General features: G+C 51.9%; 11 protein-coding genes. 1 reads left to right on the top strand and 10 read right to left on the bottom strand.

The genetic code is table 11. The annotated features are described in order from the left end of the window. Positions 1-92 precede the first annotated feature (92 nt). Positions 93-2,687, top strand: coding sequence for a beta-L-arabinofuranosidase domain-containing protein (locus AC4G46_RS26135; protein ID WP_491125275.1), 2,595 nt, complete (start codon positions 93-95; stop codon positions 2,685-2,687). 110 nt (positions 2,688-2,797) lie between these two features. Here the strand turns inward: AC4G46_RS26135 and AC4G46_RS26140 are convergent, their stop codons facing one another. The 10 genes from AC4G46_RS26140 to AC4G46_RS26185 all read right to left on the bottom strand — a co-directional run bounded on the left by AC4G46_RS26140 (position 2,798) and on the right by AC4G46_RS26185 (position 16,059). Next, positions 2,798-4,456, bottom strand: coding sequence for a response regulator transcription factor (locus AC4G46_RS26140; RefSeq protein WP_491128981.1), 1,659 nt, complete (start codon positions 4,454-4,456; stop codon positions 2,798-2,800). Continuing rightward, the gene (locus AC4G46_RS26145) at positions 4,440-6,212 is read right to left on the bottom strand and encodes a sensor histidine kinase (RefSeq protein WP_491125276.1); all 1,773 of its coding nucleotides are present in this window, start codon (positions 6,210-6,212) and stop codon (positions 4,440-4,442) included. Before AC4G46_RS26145 ends, AC4G46_RS26140 begins: the two co-directional genes overlap by 17 nt. 79 nt (positions 6,213-6,291) lie before the next feature. Continuing rightward, entirely contained in the window at positions 6,292-7,179 is an 888-nt protein-coding gene (locus AC4G46_RS26150) for a carbohydrate ABC transporter permease (protein WP_491125277.1), read from the bottom strand. A gap of 17 nt (positions 7,180-7,196) precedes the next feature. Beyond that, entirely contained in the window at positions 7,197-8,102 is a 906-nt protein-coding gene (locus tag AC4G46_RS26155) for an ABC transporter permease (protein WP_491125278.1), read from the bottom strand. Between the two features lie 167 nt (positions 8,103-8,269). Next, positions 8,270-9,937: an extracellular solute-binding protein gene (locus AC4G46_RS26160; RefSeq protein ID WP_491125279.1), complete on the bottom strand. Its 1,668-nt coding sequence runs from the start codon at positions 9,935-9,937 to the stop codon at positions 8,270-8,272. Between the two features lie 262 nt (positions 9,938-10,199). Beyond that, positions 10,200-12,575: a YcdB/YcdC domain-containing protein gene (locus AC4G46_RS26165; RefSeq protein ID WP_491125280.1), complete on the bottom strand. Its 2,376-nt coding sequence runs from the start codon at positions 12,573-12,575 to the stop codon at positions 10,200-10,202. Between the two features lie 439 nt (positions 12,576-13,014). Further along, positions 13,015-13,449, bottom strand: a complete 435-nt coding sequence (locus tag AC4G46_RS26170) for a hypothetical protein (RefSeq protein WP_491125281.1) — start codon at positions 13,447-13,449, stop codon at positions 13,015-13,017. 96 nt (positions 13,450-13,545) lie between these two features. Continuing rightward, complete coding sequence (locus AC4G46_RS26175; protein WP_039876672.1) at positions 13,546-14,292, bottom strand: ABC transporter permease; 747 nt, start codon at positions 14,290-14,292, stop codon at positions 13,546-13,548. Further along, the gene (locus AC4G46_RS26180; protein WP_491125282.1) at positions 14,292-15,074 is read right to left on the bottom strand and encodes an ABC transporter ATP-binding protein; all 783 of its coding nucleotides are present in this window, start codon (positions 15,072-15,074) and stop codon (positions 14,292-14,294) included. The genes AC4G46_RS26175 and AC4G46_RS26180 overlap by 1 nt, the downstream gene beginning before the upstream one ends. Further along, positions 15,055-16,059: an ABC transporter substrate-binding protein gene (locus AC4G46_RS26185; protein ID WP_491125283.1), complete on the bottom strand. Its 1,005-nt coding sequence runs from the start codon at positions 16,057-16,059 to the stop codon at positions 15,055-15,057. Before AC4G46_RS26185 ends, AC4G46_RS26180 begins: the two co-directional genes overlap by 20 nt. Positions 16,060-16,240: the final 181 nt, after the last annotated feature.

A 16,240-nucleotide genomic window follows, 5' to 3' on the forward strand; every position in this document is an offset into this window, starting at 1 on the left:
TGATCCTATGAAAATATAAGCTGTTGTTAGAGCAAGAACGGAGGCGCCGGCAGGACGGCGGCCCGAAACTCAAGAGGCAGGAGATTATAAACATGACCACTCACAATACCGCTTCGCATATTCAAGGCCGGCCCATGCTGCACGGCTTCCGGATGGACCAGGTTGCGGTGACCGATCCCTATTTCGTCAACGCCTTCTCCAAAGAAGTACTATATCTCAAAAGCTATGACCTCGACCGTCTGGTCGCCGGCTTCCGCGAAAACCGCGGCCTGCCTGCCAGGAGTGAAAAATACCCCGGCTGGGAAAGCACCGAAATCCGCGGCCATACCCTGGGCCATTATCTGAGCGCGCTGTCTCAGGCCTATGAAACCACCCGCAGCACACATCTGCTCCAGCGGCTGGAGTATCTGATGGAAGAGCTTGCTTCCTGCCAGTTTGACAGCGGTTACCTATCGGCCTTTTCCGAACAATTGTTTGATAATGTCGAGAACAGGCAGCCTGCCTGGGTACCCTGGTACACCATGCACAAGATCATCGCAGGGCTGACTGCGGCATACCGGGCTACCGGCAGCAATACAGCTTACACTCTGGTTACCCGGCTTGGAAGCTGGGTGTATCAGCGCAGCACAGGCTGGTCAGCGGAAATTCAGGAGCGTGTATTGTCCGTGGAGTACGGGGGGATGAACGACTGTCTCTACGAGCTGTACAAAATTTCCGGAGACGAGCACCATCTGCAGGCTGCCCATATGTTCGACGAGCTGAGCCTGTTCACTCCGGTGCAGGAAGGCAGGGATATCCTGAAAGGCAAGCACGCCAATACCACAATTCCGAAATTCCTCGGGGCGCTGAACCGGTACCGGGTGCTGGGTGAAAGCGAGAGGTTCTATCTGGAGGCTGCGCAGCAATTTTGGGATATGGTGGTTCTCCACCACAGCTATGTAACGGGCGGCAACAGCGAATGGGAACATTTTGGCGACCCGGATATACTCGACGCGGAGCGCTCGAACTTCACGGCAGAGACGTGCAACACCTACAACATGCTGAAGCTGAGCCGGGAATTATACAAGATTACCGGTGATGCGAAATATATGGATTTCTATGAAAATACCTTTATCAACGCCATCCTTTCGTCGCAGAATCCGCATACCGGGATGACGATGTATTTTCAGCCGATGGCCACCGGCTACTTCAAGGTATACAGCTCGCCGTTTGACCATTTCTGGTGCTGCACCGGAACAGGAATGGAGAGCTTCACCAAGCTGAACGACAGCCTGTATTTCCATGGCAGCAGCGGCATCCATGTGAACCAGTACGTAAGCTCGACTGTGCTTGCCGGGGAATACGGCATTGAGCTGACCCAGACGGCCAATTTCCCCTATGAGGACACTGCCGAATTCAGAATCCGTACGCTAAAAGAGGCCGGTCAGCCCGTTGCCCTGCATCTTCGCCTGCCCCACTGGCTGGCAGGCGAGGCGGAGCTGACGCTTAACGGGCAGAAGCAGGCCATTGACCTGTCCGGCCGCTACGCCGTGCTGGAGCGGGAGTGGTCAGACGGGGATACCCTCCGTCTCCGGCTGCCGATGAAGCCGTCCTACCGTACACTGCCGGATGCCCAGAATGTCGTGGCTTTCCGTTATGGACCGGTGGTCCTGAGCGCTGCACTCGGCACAGAGGATCTGGCCGAATCCGCTACCGGTGTGGCTGTCAGCGTACCGACCCGCAACATGCTGGTCAAGGATTTCATTACACCTGCCGGCCAGAGTGCGGATCGCTGGCTCGAGGATTTTGATCAGCATTTTGTTCAACAGGACGGGGAGCTGGCTTTCGTACTCCGGGGTACGGACGAAGACGGCCGGCAGGTGTTCACCCCTCATTACAAGCAGCATGATGAGCGCTACGGCATCTACTGGAAGCTGGTAGAGGCTGACTCCGTCGAGCTTCAGGAGCATATCCTGCAGGGCAAGCAGCGCCAGCGCGTACAGGAAGCAACGATCGACAACCTTCCGGTCGGCAATGACCAGTATGAGCTGGAGCATCAGATCAGAGGTGAGAACACCACTGTAGCCACCTGGGATGGATATAACATCAGACAGGCCGAGAATAACGGCTGGTTCAGTTATCAGATCAAGGTTCTGCCACAGCGGGACAACTATCTGTCTGTCACTTATTTCTCCGGCAATAACGGCAAGGCCATTGATATTTATGCAGATGGCAAGCTGCTGGCCAGTGATACGCTGATGACGGATAAACCCCGTTCCTTCTATACAAAGAGCTATCTGATTCCTGCGGAGGCTGTTCAGGATCGCACAGAGCTGGAAATCAAATTCGTCATTCCGGGCGGCATGAACGGAATCTTTGACCTGCTGCGGATGATGACTGGCTTCGATCAGCGGGCAGAGCTGGACAGCCTAAGCTTTGATGCCGGAACACTGGATCATCCGTTCACAGCAGACCGGAGCCGTTACATCCTGAGCGTGCCTTCCGGAACACAGTCTGTAGTGCTTCGCGCCGGACTGTCACACAAGAATGGCCTGCTCTACTGCAGCGGTATCCTGATTGATGATACACAGCCAAGAACCGTCTCCCTGCAGGGGGACAGCACCGTGCTGGCACTTACTGTTAAGGCCGAGAACCATGTTGCAGCGAAGGATTACAGCATAACTATCATCAAGAGCCCGGCGCTTTAGTAACAGAGGCAGCCCTGTTCGCGATAACGAATCGAAAAAGATCGTTCTTATGTGCGTTTAACGGCACATTGAGAACGATCTTTTTTGGACTGATGGAGCGGCACACAGCTTCAGATCTGAACCTTCCGGTGCTCCCGGAATTCCTGCGGCGTGCAGCCGACGGTTTTTTTGAAAAACCGGAAAAAGTAATGCTGGTCACTGAAGCCGAGCTGGGCGGATATCTCGTGCATTTTCATAGCCGTTCCCAGCAGCAGTTCCTTGCTTAGCTCCACTTTCTTGTCCAGAATATAATCGGAAATCCCCTTTCCAGTGGTCCGTTTATACCAGCGTGACAGGTAGGACGGATTCAGCGATACCTCCTGGGCGATACGGGTCAGCGACAAATCATCCCCAAGGTGGAACTTGATGTACTGGTGAATCATTGACAGGATGTTCGATTCATCAAACTTGCGGAAGGCGCTGCGCTTGGAAATGATCCATTCAAAAAAGGTATGGTAGAATGCAACAACTTCAGTCCATCGGGTATGAATATTAAAATGCAGCATGGCCGACAGGTCCATCTCACTCAGGGCATCCTCCGTCAACCCCAGCTCCTGCAAGGTCTGGAGCAAGGTACCGCTTATGCCGGACAGCAGCCGCAGCCGGAAAAAAGGGTCCTCCGGGCCTCCCTCTCCGCACAGCTCCACCCATTTACAGAACGATCCGCTCCAGTCGCCGTCTCCTTCAAGTAGCCGCTGCTTTACATAATCTAGCAGAAGTTCGGCTGCTGCATTATGGTTAATCATCGGTCCAAGACTGGCTCCTGCCTCTGTAACATTAACCCTCAGCAGCTTTTCCATGCCAAGTCCGGGCCGGTCATACACGGCCAGCCGCAGCCGGTTCAGAGCATATTTCAATTCGGGCCACGCCACTGCTCCATCACTGGAAATCACGGATACTGATACTTGCAGGCATTTGCTGCAAGCCTGCTGGACTGTCTCCATGGTACCGTGAACAAACCGGAGTGTCTTCAACCACTGCTCCGCTTCTGTCACCTGTAGACGATTGTCACGCTCAGGCTGAACAAAGCAGGCAATCGTTCCCGGGTCGAGATCCACTGCTTTCACTTCGGCCTTATCGCTAAACAGTTCTTCTGCGATATTAGCCACGGCATAACGGATCAGGCTCCGGTCCGAGGCCGTCTCTACATCCCTCCAGGCTTCGATACGCAAAATAAGCGGTGCTACCAGCTGTGATGCCCGGAACGGAAGCTGAATTGCATCGAACTCATCCTGCAGGACCTTCCGGTCAATCCCTTCAGTGCGTCTAAGTATATCCAGCAGCAATTGCTGCTGTAACTGGGGCAAAGCCCGGGGAAGCTTATCGCGGAACCACTGCGTCTGGTATTGGTCCACATCTTCCAAGGCGATCCTCTCCAGCGCCCGGGTGACGGCGGAACGGATTTTGTCCATTCCCTCGGTCTTGAGCAGATAGTCCACTACAACAGGATTGCGAATCGCCTGATGCGCATAATTAAACTCATCATGGCCCGTTAAGAGAATTACTTTACAGCGCGGCCAGCGGTCGACAATCTCCTTGATCAGCTCCATGCCGTCCATGCCGGGCATACAAATATCGCTGAGTACAATGTCTATCTTGACTGCATTCAGCCAATCGATCGCATGGTCCGCAGAATGTACCTTGATGATCTCCAGATCGGCAAGCTCCGCCTTCATAAAAAATTCATACAGCCCGTCCAGAATGACCGGCTCATCATCCACAATCATCATCCGCTGCACCGCTGCTGCCTCCTCTTACTGGAATGTTAACCCGAATACACAGTCCGCCTAGTTCACTTCTCTCTGCCTGCAGCCCGAAAGCTGCACCAAACTTGATGCGTATGCGCTGATGCACATTAAGTAATCCTGTTATCTCGCCCTGGGTGGCAGTATCCTGGGAGGCAAACTTCCTCTGCAGCAGCTCAAGCTGTTCTACGCCAAGACTATCCCCGTTGTCCTCAATTTTTATGGTCAGCCTGTCTTCTGTTGTCTCATAGCTCATCTTAATCAGTCCGTTGCTGCTTTTATGCTGAAGCCCATGCTCGAATATATTTTCAATAATTGGCTGCAGCAGAACGCGCGGGACCTGAATCGCACGCCATTCCGGCCGGATTTCAGCTACTTCAGCATTGATTCTGGCTCCGAAGCGGATTCGCTGGATCGCAAGATAGACGAGCGCATGATCCAGCTCCTGCTGCAAAGTTACTTCCTGGGCGAAGTCTCGGGTCATATAGCGGAAATATTGACCGAGATAATCTGAAAATTCCTTGATCAGCTCCACATTCTCAACCTCTGCCATCTGCTTGATGCTGAATAGGCTGTTGTAAAGGAAGTGCGGTGTAATCTGCGACTGCAGATGCTTCAGCTCCGCTTCACCTGTACGTATGCGCTGCACATAATTCTCCTGGATTAGGGTATGCAGATGCTTCAGCATCTCATTAAACCGGGAATACATATATCCGAATTCATCCTTGCGGGAATGGGTGATGTAGATGCCGGTCTGTCCCTGCTCCGCTTTGCGGAAGCCGCGGATCAGCACAGCCATCGGCCGGTGAATGGTCCGGTAGGTCCATAAAGAAAAAAGGACGATAATTCCAATGGAGACCACCAGCAACAGCCGCAGCAGCTGCGAGTAAATGTGAATCGGCTTCATTAGGACTGTATTCGGGATATCGGCAGTCAGCGTGAAGTTATTCTCCTGGTCATACAGCGAATAATAGAAGGAATCCTCTACCCGGTACCGTTTAACACTCACTGCCTCCCTCTCCTCCGCCGGAGAACTTTCCGGCAGCAGCTCCGGCAGTTGTTCCGAGGAAGAAACGACATATTCATTATGGCTGCCAAACGCCAGTGTAATATCACTTCCGCCCGAGGCGGCGAATTCTTTCAGCCGCAGCTCAAGCTCCGCTGAAGAGAGCTTGATCCCCAGCAGAAAATTCGGAGGAACATTGCTGTCCAGATTAAACGGATTGCTGCGCAGGAGATACAGCTCATCCCCGGATTTGGATAATGCCCCTTTCAGATTACCCATGGTGCCAAGCAGGGTCTGCCACTCCGCGTCCGTAACCTCTCTGATGCCGTCCACGGCGCTGACCCGTTTGTTGATCTGCGGAACATAATAGACAACGTCACTGATATAAGGACTGGTCTGCTGTATCTGCAGAAGCTTGGTGAGAATATCATTTAAATTGGAATCGATTTCATAACGGCTCATGATCGGAATACGCGTGCTGAAGGTCGACAGCGCATCATCAAGCGAATATTCGGTAACCAGCGCAGTCATACGCTGCAGCTCGAATTCCAGATGGCTGTAGTAAAAATGAAGCTTCGATTCATTGGCCCGTTCGACCTCAGCCTGCATCTGATTAGAGCTGTAATAGGTTATCGAGATGCTGAGCACACAGAGCGGCAGCATAACCAGCAAAAAAGCGCCGATCAGCTTGATAACGATGGAATTCGGATTCCAGCGGATTGCGAATGGTTTCATCGGAAAATGTCCTCTCCTGCCAAACTGGCATAAAGCAGGAACCGCGAATACGCAGCTCCTGCTTTATACTTATTACAGTTTACCCTTTCACACTGCCAACGACCAGACCGTGCACAAAATACCTCTGCAGAAACGGATAGATCGCCAGGATCGGCAGAATAGATAGGAAGATCTGGCTGGCCTGCGTCGTCCGGTCGGAGATTTCATTCAGCAGCGCTGCCTGCTCAAAGGTAACATTCTCATTCTGCACCGACACCTGCTGCAGGATCGACTGCAGATAGGTAGCCAGCGGATAATGCTCCGGGCTGCGCATGTAGATCATTCCGTCGAACCAGGCGTTCCAGTGGCCGACCAGCGCGAACAGCGTTACAGTGGCAATGCTGGGCAGCGAGACCGGGAGATAGACACTCCATAGGGTGCGCAGATGGCCGGCTCCATCCATCCAGGCCGCTTCCTCCAGTTCTTTGGGCAGGCCTCGGAAAAAGTTCAGCATCAGCAGCACGTTAAAGATCGGTACCGCTCCCGGTAGAACAAGCGCCCATACACTATCCAGGAGTCCCATTTCCTTGACTACCAGGTATCCGGGAATCAACCCGCCGCCGAACAGCATCGTAAAGACGAAAATCCAGGCATAGGCAGTCCGTGAGCGGAAGGTGGCTGCTTCCTTGGAGAGCGGGTAAGCTACCAGGACGGTAAACAGCAGGTTGACGGATACGCCCAGCACGACGCGAAGCAGACTGGTTCCGAACGATTGAATGAACTGGTTGTTCTCCAGCATGTAGCGGTAGGAGGACAAGGTAAAGTCAACGGGCCACAGCGTCACGCTTCCTGCACTGACCGCCGCACTTGAGCTGAAGGAAATGGCGAGAATATTGATAATGGGAAAGAGACAGAGCAGCGCAATTACAGTCAGAAGCATATAATTACAGCGGAGAAACCAGCGGTACGCACTAGAGGTATGATGCATTCAGCCCAGTCCTTTCTCTAAAAAATCCGGTATTTAGCAAAACGGTAGGCCAGATAATAGCCCAGGCCGATAAACACAAAGGATACGACCGATTTGATTAAACCAAGTGCCGTGGAGACTGAATATTGCGCTTCCTGTAAACCGATCCGGTAAATCATCGTATCCAGAATATCGCCTGATTCGTATACCAGCGGATTGTACAGATTGAATACCTGGTCAAAACCGCCGTTCAGTACATTCCCCAAGCTGAGCGTAAGCATCAGAATCATAATCGGGCGGATTCCCGGCAGGGTAATATGCCAGGTCTGCTTCCAGCGTCCGGCACCATCAATGACCGAGGCTTCATAGAGTGACTGGTCAATGCTGGTCAGAGCGGCCAGATAGATAATCGTTCCGAAGCCGAATTCCTTCCATTGGTCGGTAATGACCAGAACATACCGGAACCAGCCGTTATCGGCCAGGAATTGAATGGGCTGGATGCCCAGTGATTTCAGGAGCATGTTGACAATCCCGCTGCTTGGAGACAGCACATCAACAATGATGCCGCCAAGAATGACCCAGGAGAAAAAGTGGGGCATATAAATGATCGTCTGGATGGAACGTTTAAAACCGTTCGAGCGGACCTCATTCAGCAGCAGCGCCGCGATCACGGGAATGGTCAGGCCGGCAATGATTTTGAGTACGGAGATAATAACGGTGTTCCATACCACCTGTCTAAACCCGGGAAGGTCAAGCAAATAACGGAAGTTCTCCAGACCCGTCCAGGTCATATCACGAAATCCAGAAATAGGGGAAAAGTCCTGAAAGGCAATCACAAGTCCTGCCATCGGGATATAACTGAAAATAATGATCAGCAATAAGGCCGGCAGTATCATTAAGTGCAGCGGAATATTACGCAGAAACTGCTTGGGATTAAAATGCATATGCTGTCTCCTCCTTGTTACCTTGATTATAAGACAGCCCTAAACCGACTAAATAGTGTAGCGTGTTGACTTTGGGTATCTTCTATTGACCTTTTGACCCGCATATAAAAAGGGACCGCCAGCGGTCATTATTACACCGCCGGACAGTCCTATTGCAGATTGAAGCTCTATTGTCCCTTCACAACCTCGTTTACTTCCTTAGTGATCTCATCTCCGCCAAGCTTTTTCCAGTTGGCTACGAACTTATCGAAATCATCAACCGGCAGACTGCCGTAAATGATCTTCACAAAGGTCTCCGACCGGAGCTTATCCAGTGTAGCTGATTTGCTGTTCATAGTCTTGGTAGGCGCATAAATGAATTCATTCATCACAATCAGATCATTATCCCGGTAATACTTGATGACTCCTTGTGAGCTGAGCGGCCCAAAAATCCGTTCCATGTGCCATTTATCCAGATCGCCGCCGCGGTAAGCCTGAATGTCGTCGTAGAATAATTTGGCTTCCAGTCCCATCTTGGAGGTATCACCTGTCTTCAATGCCTGTTCTACTTCATCCTGCGCCTTCACATTTTTGTTTGGCGGAAGGTTGGATACTACAGCATTCTGGAACCCGAGTCCTGTATCGCCGTTTAAGTATTTAGCCCGTTCTGTAGCTGCCGACTTGCCGAACATTTTCTCCGCCTGGAAATTAAGCAGCTTGATCAATGCCTCAGGATGCTCGTAGCCCTTCCGTACAGCGAAGACACCGCCGAGGGACAGATGGTTCTGTGTCTTGGCCGGCTGATCATCAATAGACTGTACCGGATATGGAACCCAGTTCACATCCACGTTCTTCTTGATCATATCCTTCACCTGGAAAGGTGCCCATTGCGGCAGGAAGAACATCCCGGCTTTGCCTGCATTGACATCCTCCATCTGCTTGGCGAAATCTTTTACCCCAAACTCCGGATCAATTACCCCTTCTTTATACAGGCGCTGCAGCTCAGCAAGTCCCGTCTTCACCTCAGGCTGAATCGTTCCGTTCACAATGTCTCCCTGATCATTCTTGATCCAAGTCTCCAGATAAGCATGGTAACCCAGCAGGAAGCCGTTAATCGGCAGATCTTTACTTAAGGAGATTCCATAAGTATCCTTTTTGCCGTTGCCGTCCGGGTCGTTAAATGCAAAGGCTTCAGCGATTTTGATGATATCCTGCATTGACTTTGGCTCAGCTAGTCCCAGCTTATCCAGCCAGTCCTTGCGGATCCACACCATATCCGAGGAATCGAGCGAGCCCCCGTAGCTTACCATTGCATACTTCTTGCCGTCCTTCGTCACAGGCTTTAGGGCAGCGCCATCCTCTTCACTGTAATACTCTTTCACCAGGTCAGAAGCATATTGATCATAGACCTCAGTCAAATCCTGAAGCATGCCGGCCTTGTACAGCTGTTCAAACTGCACCATATTTACCTTCAGCACATCCGGCAAATCGCCGCTGGCCAGGGTAACGTTCATTTTATCGTTATAGTTGGCATCGGCTACGATCCAGTCATAAGAGACTTTAATGCCCAGCTCGTCCTCATATCCCCGGGTCCAAACGTTATTGGCGTGTGTATCCCCTTCTGCCAGCGTCTCCTTGCCAGTCTCATTCATGGTCGAGGTCAGCGTAATCGGCGGGTCGTATTTGGTAAGCGGTCCTCCTTGTACCCCTGCATTGGCCGCAGCCGCAGCCGGGGCCGCGTCACCCTCTTTGTCAGCCGCGCTGTTATTTCCGTTGCTGTTTGAGCAGCCGCTAAATGCTATGGACAAAACCAGCGCTGCTGCCATTACAGGAAACTTTCTGTTTTTGCTTGTCATCTCAGAACCTCCCTTTTATTCTACATCCCTATTGTATAAAGAAAGCGTTAACAGCTCGAGTGGTATGCCTTTACATTCGGTATCTTCTCTTTACCTTTTAGGGGAAATCCATTTCACATTATAACAAGAGCATCGGCTGTACGTTCAGGTAACCCGATAAACACAACAAAAAAGCAAGACCGCCACCTTATCTGAGAAGGTTTCCGGTCTTGCTTGTTAGATATTATCTGCGGGTAAGTGTAACTTCCGGCTGCTACAGTATCTACATATACTGCTGGCCGATGGCCGTATCGGTCTTGCCCTGCAGTTCCACCAGCTTCATGATAACAGCGGCTGCCTGAGCTTTGGTTACTTGCTGCTGCGGATTGAATTTGCCATTTTCGCCCTGGAGCAGCCCCAGCCGTACAACAAGGGCTACAGCCCCTTTATTCGTAATGGATGCACTGTCGCTGAAGCTGCTGACTGTAGTGTCATTATTCAGGAAGGCGGCAAGCTTGCTGTATTTCAGGAAAGAAGCCAGCAGCACCGCAAGCTGTTCACGGGTAAGGCTGTCCTCCGGCTTCACTACCGCATCCCTGTCCAGCCAGCTGCGGCTGACGGCATAGTTCACAGCTCCAAAATACGCGCTGTCAGGACTGACTCCGGCAACTGCCTTATTTTCTGCACTTGCGGAATATTGCGTGTAGTACGGTGTTGAGGCTTTGGCAATGTAGTTAAGCCAGTCTCCTACCGTGATCACCTGATCCGGACCCACCTTGCCTTCCGCATCCGGCGTAATTATGCCGTATTTCAGCAGCTCGGTCAGCTGTTGTTCTGCAGCATGGCCTTTAATATCAACCGCGCTAGCAGCAGCCGGGCGTTGTCCGCTCAGGTTATAGTCGTAAATGGTGAACCAGTTGCCTGTCTGCGCGTTGAGCGCTTCATACGGCTTGGTTGTATCAACCAGTGCAGGGGAATAAACCAGTCTTACCTTAGGATCGGTATATCCGCCACTGGAAGTGCTGAAATAGCCTCCCGTTGTGTTGTACTGCAGCTTCAAGGCGTACAGGTTTAAGTATTTCTGCAGTGCCTCAGCTTTGGTAACTGCCGGCGCAGGCTGTTTGGTGATTTTACTGAAGTTGGCAGCACCATAGTTCGAATACGTCTGCAGCTTGCCATAAAGGTCCAGCGTCAGCGTAATCGTGTTCTCACTTACCGGGATACCGTCGAAGTAACGGATGAATTCAAAACGGAAGCCTTTGTCATTCGGCAGAACGCTCCAGGTTCCCCCGTGCTCGGCCAGCTTCAGGCTGCTGCTGGCCTGGTCATACAAACGGTTAATCAGCGACAGGGCCTGCTGCTTGGCTTCCGCCTGGCTCAGCTTTTTGCTTCCGGCGGGAGCAGCTGCGGTAGCCTGCACAGTGCTCTCCAATGGATAGGTATATTGATCAATCTGGAACTGGAGAACCTCACCAGTCGTTGCGTTTACCTCAGCATAAGTGCGTTGCGGCATTCCGGCATAACTGGTTTCGGAGGTATTACTCCAGGCCAGCGACCATACCTTCTGCTTGCTGTTCTGGTAATTGGTACTGAGCGTCTGCCAGACCAGCTTGCGGTTCGCCGGGATGGTTGCCACCTTCTTCACCTGCTTGACCGCTTCATCGACGGTAAGCTCCTTGCCGCTGGTTACCGGCTGGAAAACTTCCTTACCGGCCGGAACGGCCTCATAAACGACAGGAGCAGCAGCTGCATCGCTGCCTTCATAGTCAACCCGTTTGCCGGTCTGGGCATCGATCGGATACAGCCCTTCATTCTGCGGCCTCCAGCTGAGCACCCAGCTGTCCACCTCATTTTTTTTGTAAACAGGGGTGTAATATAGCGCAACATCGAAGCTCTCTTTAAATTTCTTCTCCGCCTGTTCCTTGGACACTGCCGGCTTGGCGGAGGGATATTTCAGGCCGGAGGTTGACTTGCTGAACTGTATGACATTTCCGCTGCCGTCAACCGTAACCCGTACGGAGTCACTGGATGAAGGAAGTCCGTTCACCAGGATATTGAAATAAAAGGAGTACTGTACAGGACCAAAAAGTGCCGAATCATTCATTATAATATTCTCATCGAGCTGCAGATCACTGCTCTTCAGCGTTGGTGCTGCCTGGGAAACGAAGCTCTTGGCCTTCACCAGCGCGTCTGACCGTGATACCTTTGGCGGATAGAAGTTGTCCGTCTGTCCCACAAACGGGGAATACAGATATGTAGAGATCAAGTCTCCTGTCATGGCATCAACTTCACTCGAAAAACCGTAAGTTGTGCTGCCGGTGCGGAATTCCCACTGGATATTCCAGACCAGCTGGTCCGGATTCATCGGATAGGAGTTGCCTGAGCCAAGCTGTGTGTTCGAGACAGTAGCATCTTTCAGCACAGGGAACAATGCTTTCAGCTTCGCCACAGCCTGCTCCTGGGTAACCTTGGCCTCTGCCGGATCAGGTGTCTCGGCATTTGTCTGGGCAGCTTTTGCCGGTGCTTCTTGTACGGTAGTATTGGAAGTGGAAGCTGCTGCTGAAGCTAATCCCCCGGGCAGCATTAAAGCGACCGCCACCGAAGTAATCAAAGCCGCTTTTGCGGTCTGCCCGATAAAGGGTTTCCTGTCGTTACTCAAAATATCTCCTCCTAAAAGTTTTGTTAGCATAGACTTCCTGGCATTCTTCGTACAAAACTTGCTTCGGAAGCATAAGCCTAAGTTTTGTTAGCATAGGCTTCCTAGGCACTCTTCGTACAAAACTTGCTTCGGAAGCATAGGCCTAAGTTTTGCTAGCATAGACTTCCTGGCATTCTTCGTACAAAACTCGCTTCGGAAGCATAGGCCTAAGTTTTGCTAGCATAGACGCAATAGTATCAGCAAACGCTTACTTTTTACTATTTTAGCCAGCATCCACTCTCCTAAATTATAAATACAAATACATAACTTTTCCATATTTTATTTATGACAGGAAATTTCAGAAGCAACCATAAGCCGACCCGGTTCCTGTACATTTGCTAAAAATGATCAATATCACCGTTTGAAGTGCCGTACATTCCGTAATGAATGCGGATTATACTCAACCTGGTAAACACATTTCTTTCATTCCTTCGCTCCCGGAGGAATCAAGGGCATTTTTGCTCTTCATTTCGCCCATCCGGCCACTTCCGGCGGAATCAAGGGCATTTTTGCTCTTCATTTCGCACATCCGGCTACTTTCGCCGGAATCAAGGGCATTTTTGCTCTTCATTTCGCCCATCCGGCCACTTTCGCCGGAATCAAGGGCATTTTTGACCTTCATTTCGCCCATCCGGCCACTTCCGGCGGAATCAAGGGCATTTTTGACCTTCATTTCGCCCATCCGGCTACTTTCGCCGGAATCAAGGGCATTTTTGCTCTTCATTTCGCCCATCCGGCCACTTCCGGCGAAATCAAGGGCATTTTTGCTCTTCATTTCGCACATCCGGCCACTTTCGCCGGAATCAAGGGCATTTTTGCCCTTGATTTTCCCCAATCGCCACCTGAAGCGGAACCTGTTTTTTTCTAACGCCCACAACTCAAAAAGACGGCCCCTCACCGGGCCGCCTCACACAACAAGATATATTTACTTTTACCGCCGCCATCTCATGAACCTGTAATCCAGCAGATCGACCAGCAGGAACAGCACGAAGCCGACTAAGCTGAACAGCATGATGCCCGCATACATCTCCGGATAATCCAGCCGCAGCCAGGCATCCATAATGAAAAAGCCCATGCCATGCTCCGTGCCGTAAATTTCGGTGAAGAACAGCACGGAAATGGCGGTGCCGAGCGACACCCGGATCGTGCTGAGGATAACCGACAGCGCTCCGGGCAGCGTCACATTCCAGAATTTCTGCACGGAGCTTGCGCCGATGCTGGTCAGCACATCATATGTAGTCTCAGGGATTGCCTTGATCCCGTCGCGCACGGAGATGATGATCTGGAACAGCAGAATCAGCATGATCATCAGCACCTTGGAGGTTTCGCCCAGACCGAAGAACAGCATCACCACCGGCAGCAGAGCAATCTTCGGAATCGGGTAGGTCAGATAGACGACCGGATCAAGCAGCTTGTTCCATAGCGGCGAGCGCCCCATTAACAGTCCGATCATCAGGCCGATCAGAAGCGCCAGCAGCACACCCTCGAAAATCCGCAGCAGACTGTACCCGACATTCAGCAGCACCTCATGGCCGTCCAGCTGAAACATCGCCTTATACACAGAGCCGGGAGACGGCAGAATCGGATGGTTCATCAGCAGGTAGACGATATACCAGACCAGATTCATACCCGCAAAAACAAACAACAGCCGCAGCACGTGGTTAATCCGCTTGTTCATCACCATTTCTCCTGCATTACCTTTCTGATCACTTTTGTCTGCTCAAAAAACTCGTCGCTGTCCCGCTTCTCTTCATGCTTCATCCCGAACACAGCAGCGTTATCGAGCACCTCAAGCTCCGTCTGTTTCCCCGTGCCTGCAGGGAGGATAACAATCTTCTGTCCCAGCAAAATCGCCTCGTCCACATCATGGGTAACAAACAGCGCCGTCGCCGGATGAGCCAGCCAGTTATCCAGAAAAATCTGCTGCAGCGCCTCGCGTGTCACGGCATCCAGCGCCGAGAACGGCTCATCCAGCAGCATCATTTGCGGCAAAATCGCAAAGGCCCGCGCGATCGCCACCCGCTGCTGCTGCCCGCCGCTAAGCGACAGCGGATAGCGGCCCTCCAGCCCGGCGATTCCCATCGCCTCAAGCCAGCGGGTGATCCGCATCTCCCGGTCTGCCTTATCCGCAGCAGCCGTTCCGGTGATCTTCATGGCAATCCGGATGTTGTCCCGGACCGTCTTCCATGGCAGCAGGCCGTAGTTCTGCGGGACAAGTCCGACCAGCGTATCCTTGTCATGCACGGACTTGCCGTTGTACAGCAGCTCTCCGCTGTAGCCCGGCAGCAGGCCGGCAACCGCCCGCAGGAGCGTCGATTTACCGCTGCCGGAAGGCCCGATAATCGTATAGATGCCGTGCTCGGGCAGCGTCAGGTTAACCTTGCCGAGCGCCACCTGGCCTCCCTTGTACTCGACCTGCAGTTCCCGGATGCAGAGTCCGTTATTTTCCAAACTGGACATCGGAGATCACATCTTCAGGGGCAATATCTTTGGTCAGCAGGCCTGTCTCCCGCGCCCAGGCAAAAGCCGCCTCTACTTCCTTCACATCCACTTGAACAGCCGGCTCATAAGCGGGCACTGTGATCTGATCCTTCAATGTCTCCGGGTAACCCACTTCTTTGATAATAAGATCGATATATTCCGATTGATCGTGAGATTTCATATAGGCTACAGCATCATCATAAGCGGCATACATGTCGCGGATGGCTTGCGGTTTGGCATCAATTACACTTTGCGGAAAAGCGAACACGAACGGGTTCACGCCGGCAGAGTGAGTGGAGCTCAGCACGCGCAGGCCGGAGGACTCGCCCATCGTTACAAACGGCTCAGGCAGTACAGCTGCATCAGCCTTCTGGTTCTTGAGCAGCTCAAGCCGTGTCGGAATCTGCGGTACCTCGCTGACCGTAATATCGGCTTCAGTCAGTCCTGCCTGCTTCAGCATCATCGCTACCGTATATTGAGTGGAGGTGTTCTTGGACAAAATAACGGTTTTGCCCTTCAGATCCTTCACATCCTTGATGTCGTCATTACCGGTCAGCAGGTCGAATTCACCGGTAGTGGTGCTGGTGATTTTAACATCCAGTCCTGCTTCGTTATAGATCGAAATCGCCACCAGATCGGCGCTGATGCCGTCTACCTTGCCGGCCTGGAACGCTACATCGCGGTCCTTGGCACTTTTGAAGGTCTGGATATCCAGGTTAACGTTATGCTCTTTATCGAAGCCCTGTTCATGCGCGATGATGAACGGAATAGCGTCGATCGAAGGCAGCAGTCCCAGTGTTACGACCGCCGCTTCCGCCGGTGCCGCCGTTTCTGCAGCTCCGCCCGAATTCCCGGCATTGCTGCCGCTTGCTGTATTGTTATTGCCGCAGCCCGCCGCAACCATGCCCACCGCAGCGGTTAGCGTAAACAGCATCGTAAGGTGTTTCCAGTTCTTTCTTTTCATGAATCTTCCTGCCTCCAAATCTCTCTATTATATTTGCTTGCGCATATTTTCACATAGGGGCATAGAGAAGCTTCTATGCTCCCCCGTAAGCGTAAGTACTGCAATTTTACACCCATTGTCTCATTTTGTATATTTATAAATTTAAATACTATCATCTTGCTATCACGAAATAAACCTCCCG

It is taken from the genome of Paenibacillus sp. fava2 (assembly GCF_058313675.1).

What these genes read in the sequence shown, in the direction of transcription:
- AC4G46_RS26135 (WP_491125275.1), top strand. Translation starts at nt 93, where the DNA reads ATGACCACTCACAATACCGCTTCGCATATTCAAGGCCGGCCCATGCTG.
- AC4G46_RS26140 (WP_491128981.1), bottom strand. Translation starts at nt 4,456, where the DNA reads ATGATGATTGTGGATGATGAGCCGGTCATTCTGGACGGGCTGTATGAA.
- AC4G46_RS26145 (WP_491125276.1), bottom strand. Translation starts at nt 6,212, where the DNA reads ATGAAACCATTCGCAATCCGCTGGAATCCGAATTCCATCGTTATCAAG.
- AC4G46_RS26150 (WP_491125277.1), bottom strand. Translation starts at nt 7,179, where the DNA reads ATGCATCATACCTCTAGTGCGTACCGCTGGTTTCTCCGCTGTAATTAT.
- AC4G46_RS26155 (WP_491125278.1), bottom strand. Translation starts at nt 8,102, where the DNA reads ATGCATTTTAATCCCAAGCAGTTTCTGCGTAATATTCCGCTGCACTTA.
- AC4G46_RS26160 (WP_491125279.1), bottom strand. Translation starts at nt 9,937, where the DNA reads ATGACAAGCAAAAACAGAAAGTTTCCTGTAATGGCAGCAGCGCTGGTT.
- AC4G46_RS26175 (WP_039876672.1), bottom strand. Translation starts at nt 14,292, where the DNA reads ATGAACAAGCGGATTAACCACGTGCTGCGGCTGTTGTTTGTTTTTGCG.
- AC4G46_RS26180 (WP_491125282.1), bottom strand. Translation starts at nt 15,074, where the DNA reads ATGTCCAGTTTGGAAAATAACGGACTCTGCATCCGGGAACTGCAGGTC.
- AC4G46_RS26185 (WP_491125283.1), bottom strand. Translation starts at nt 16,059, where the DNA reads ATGAAAAGAAAGAACTGGAAACACCTTACGATGCTGTTTACGCTAACC.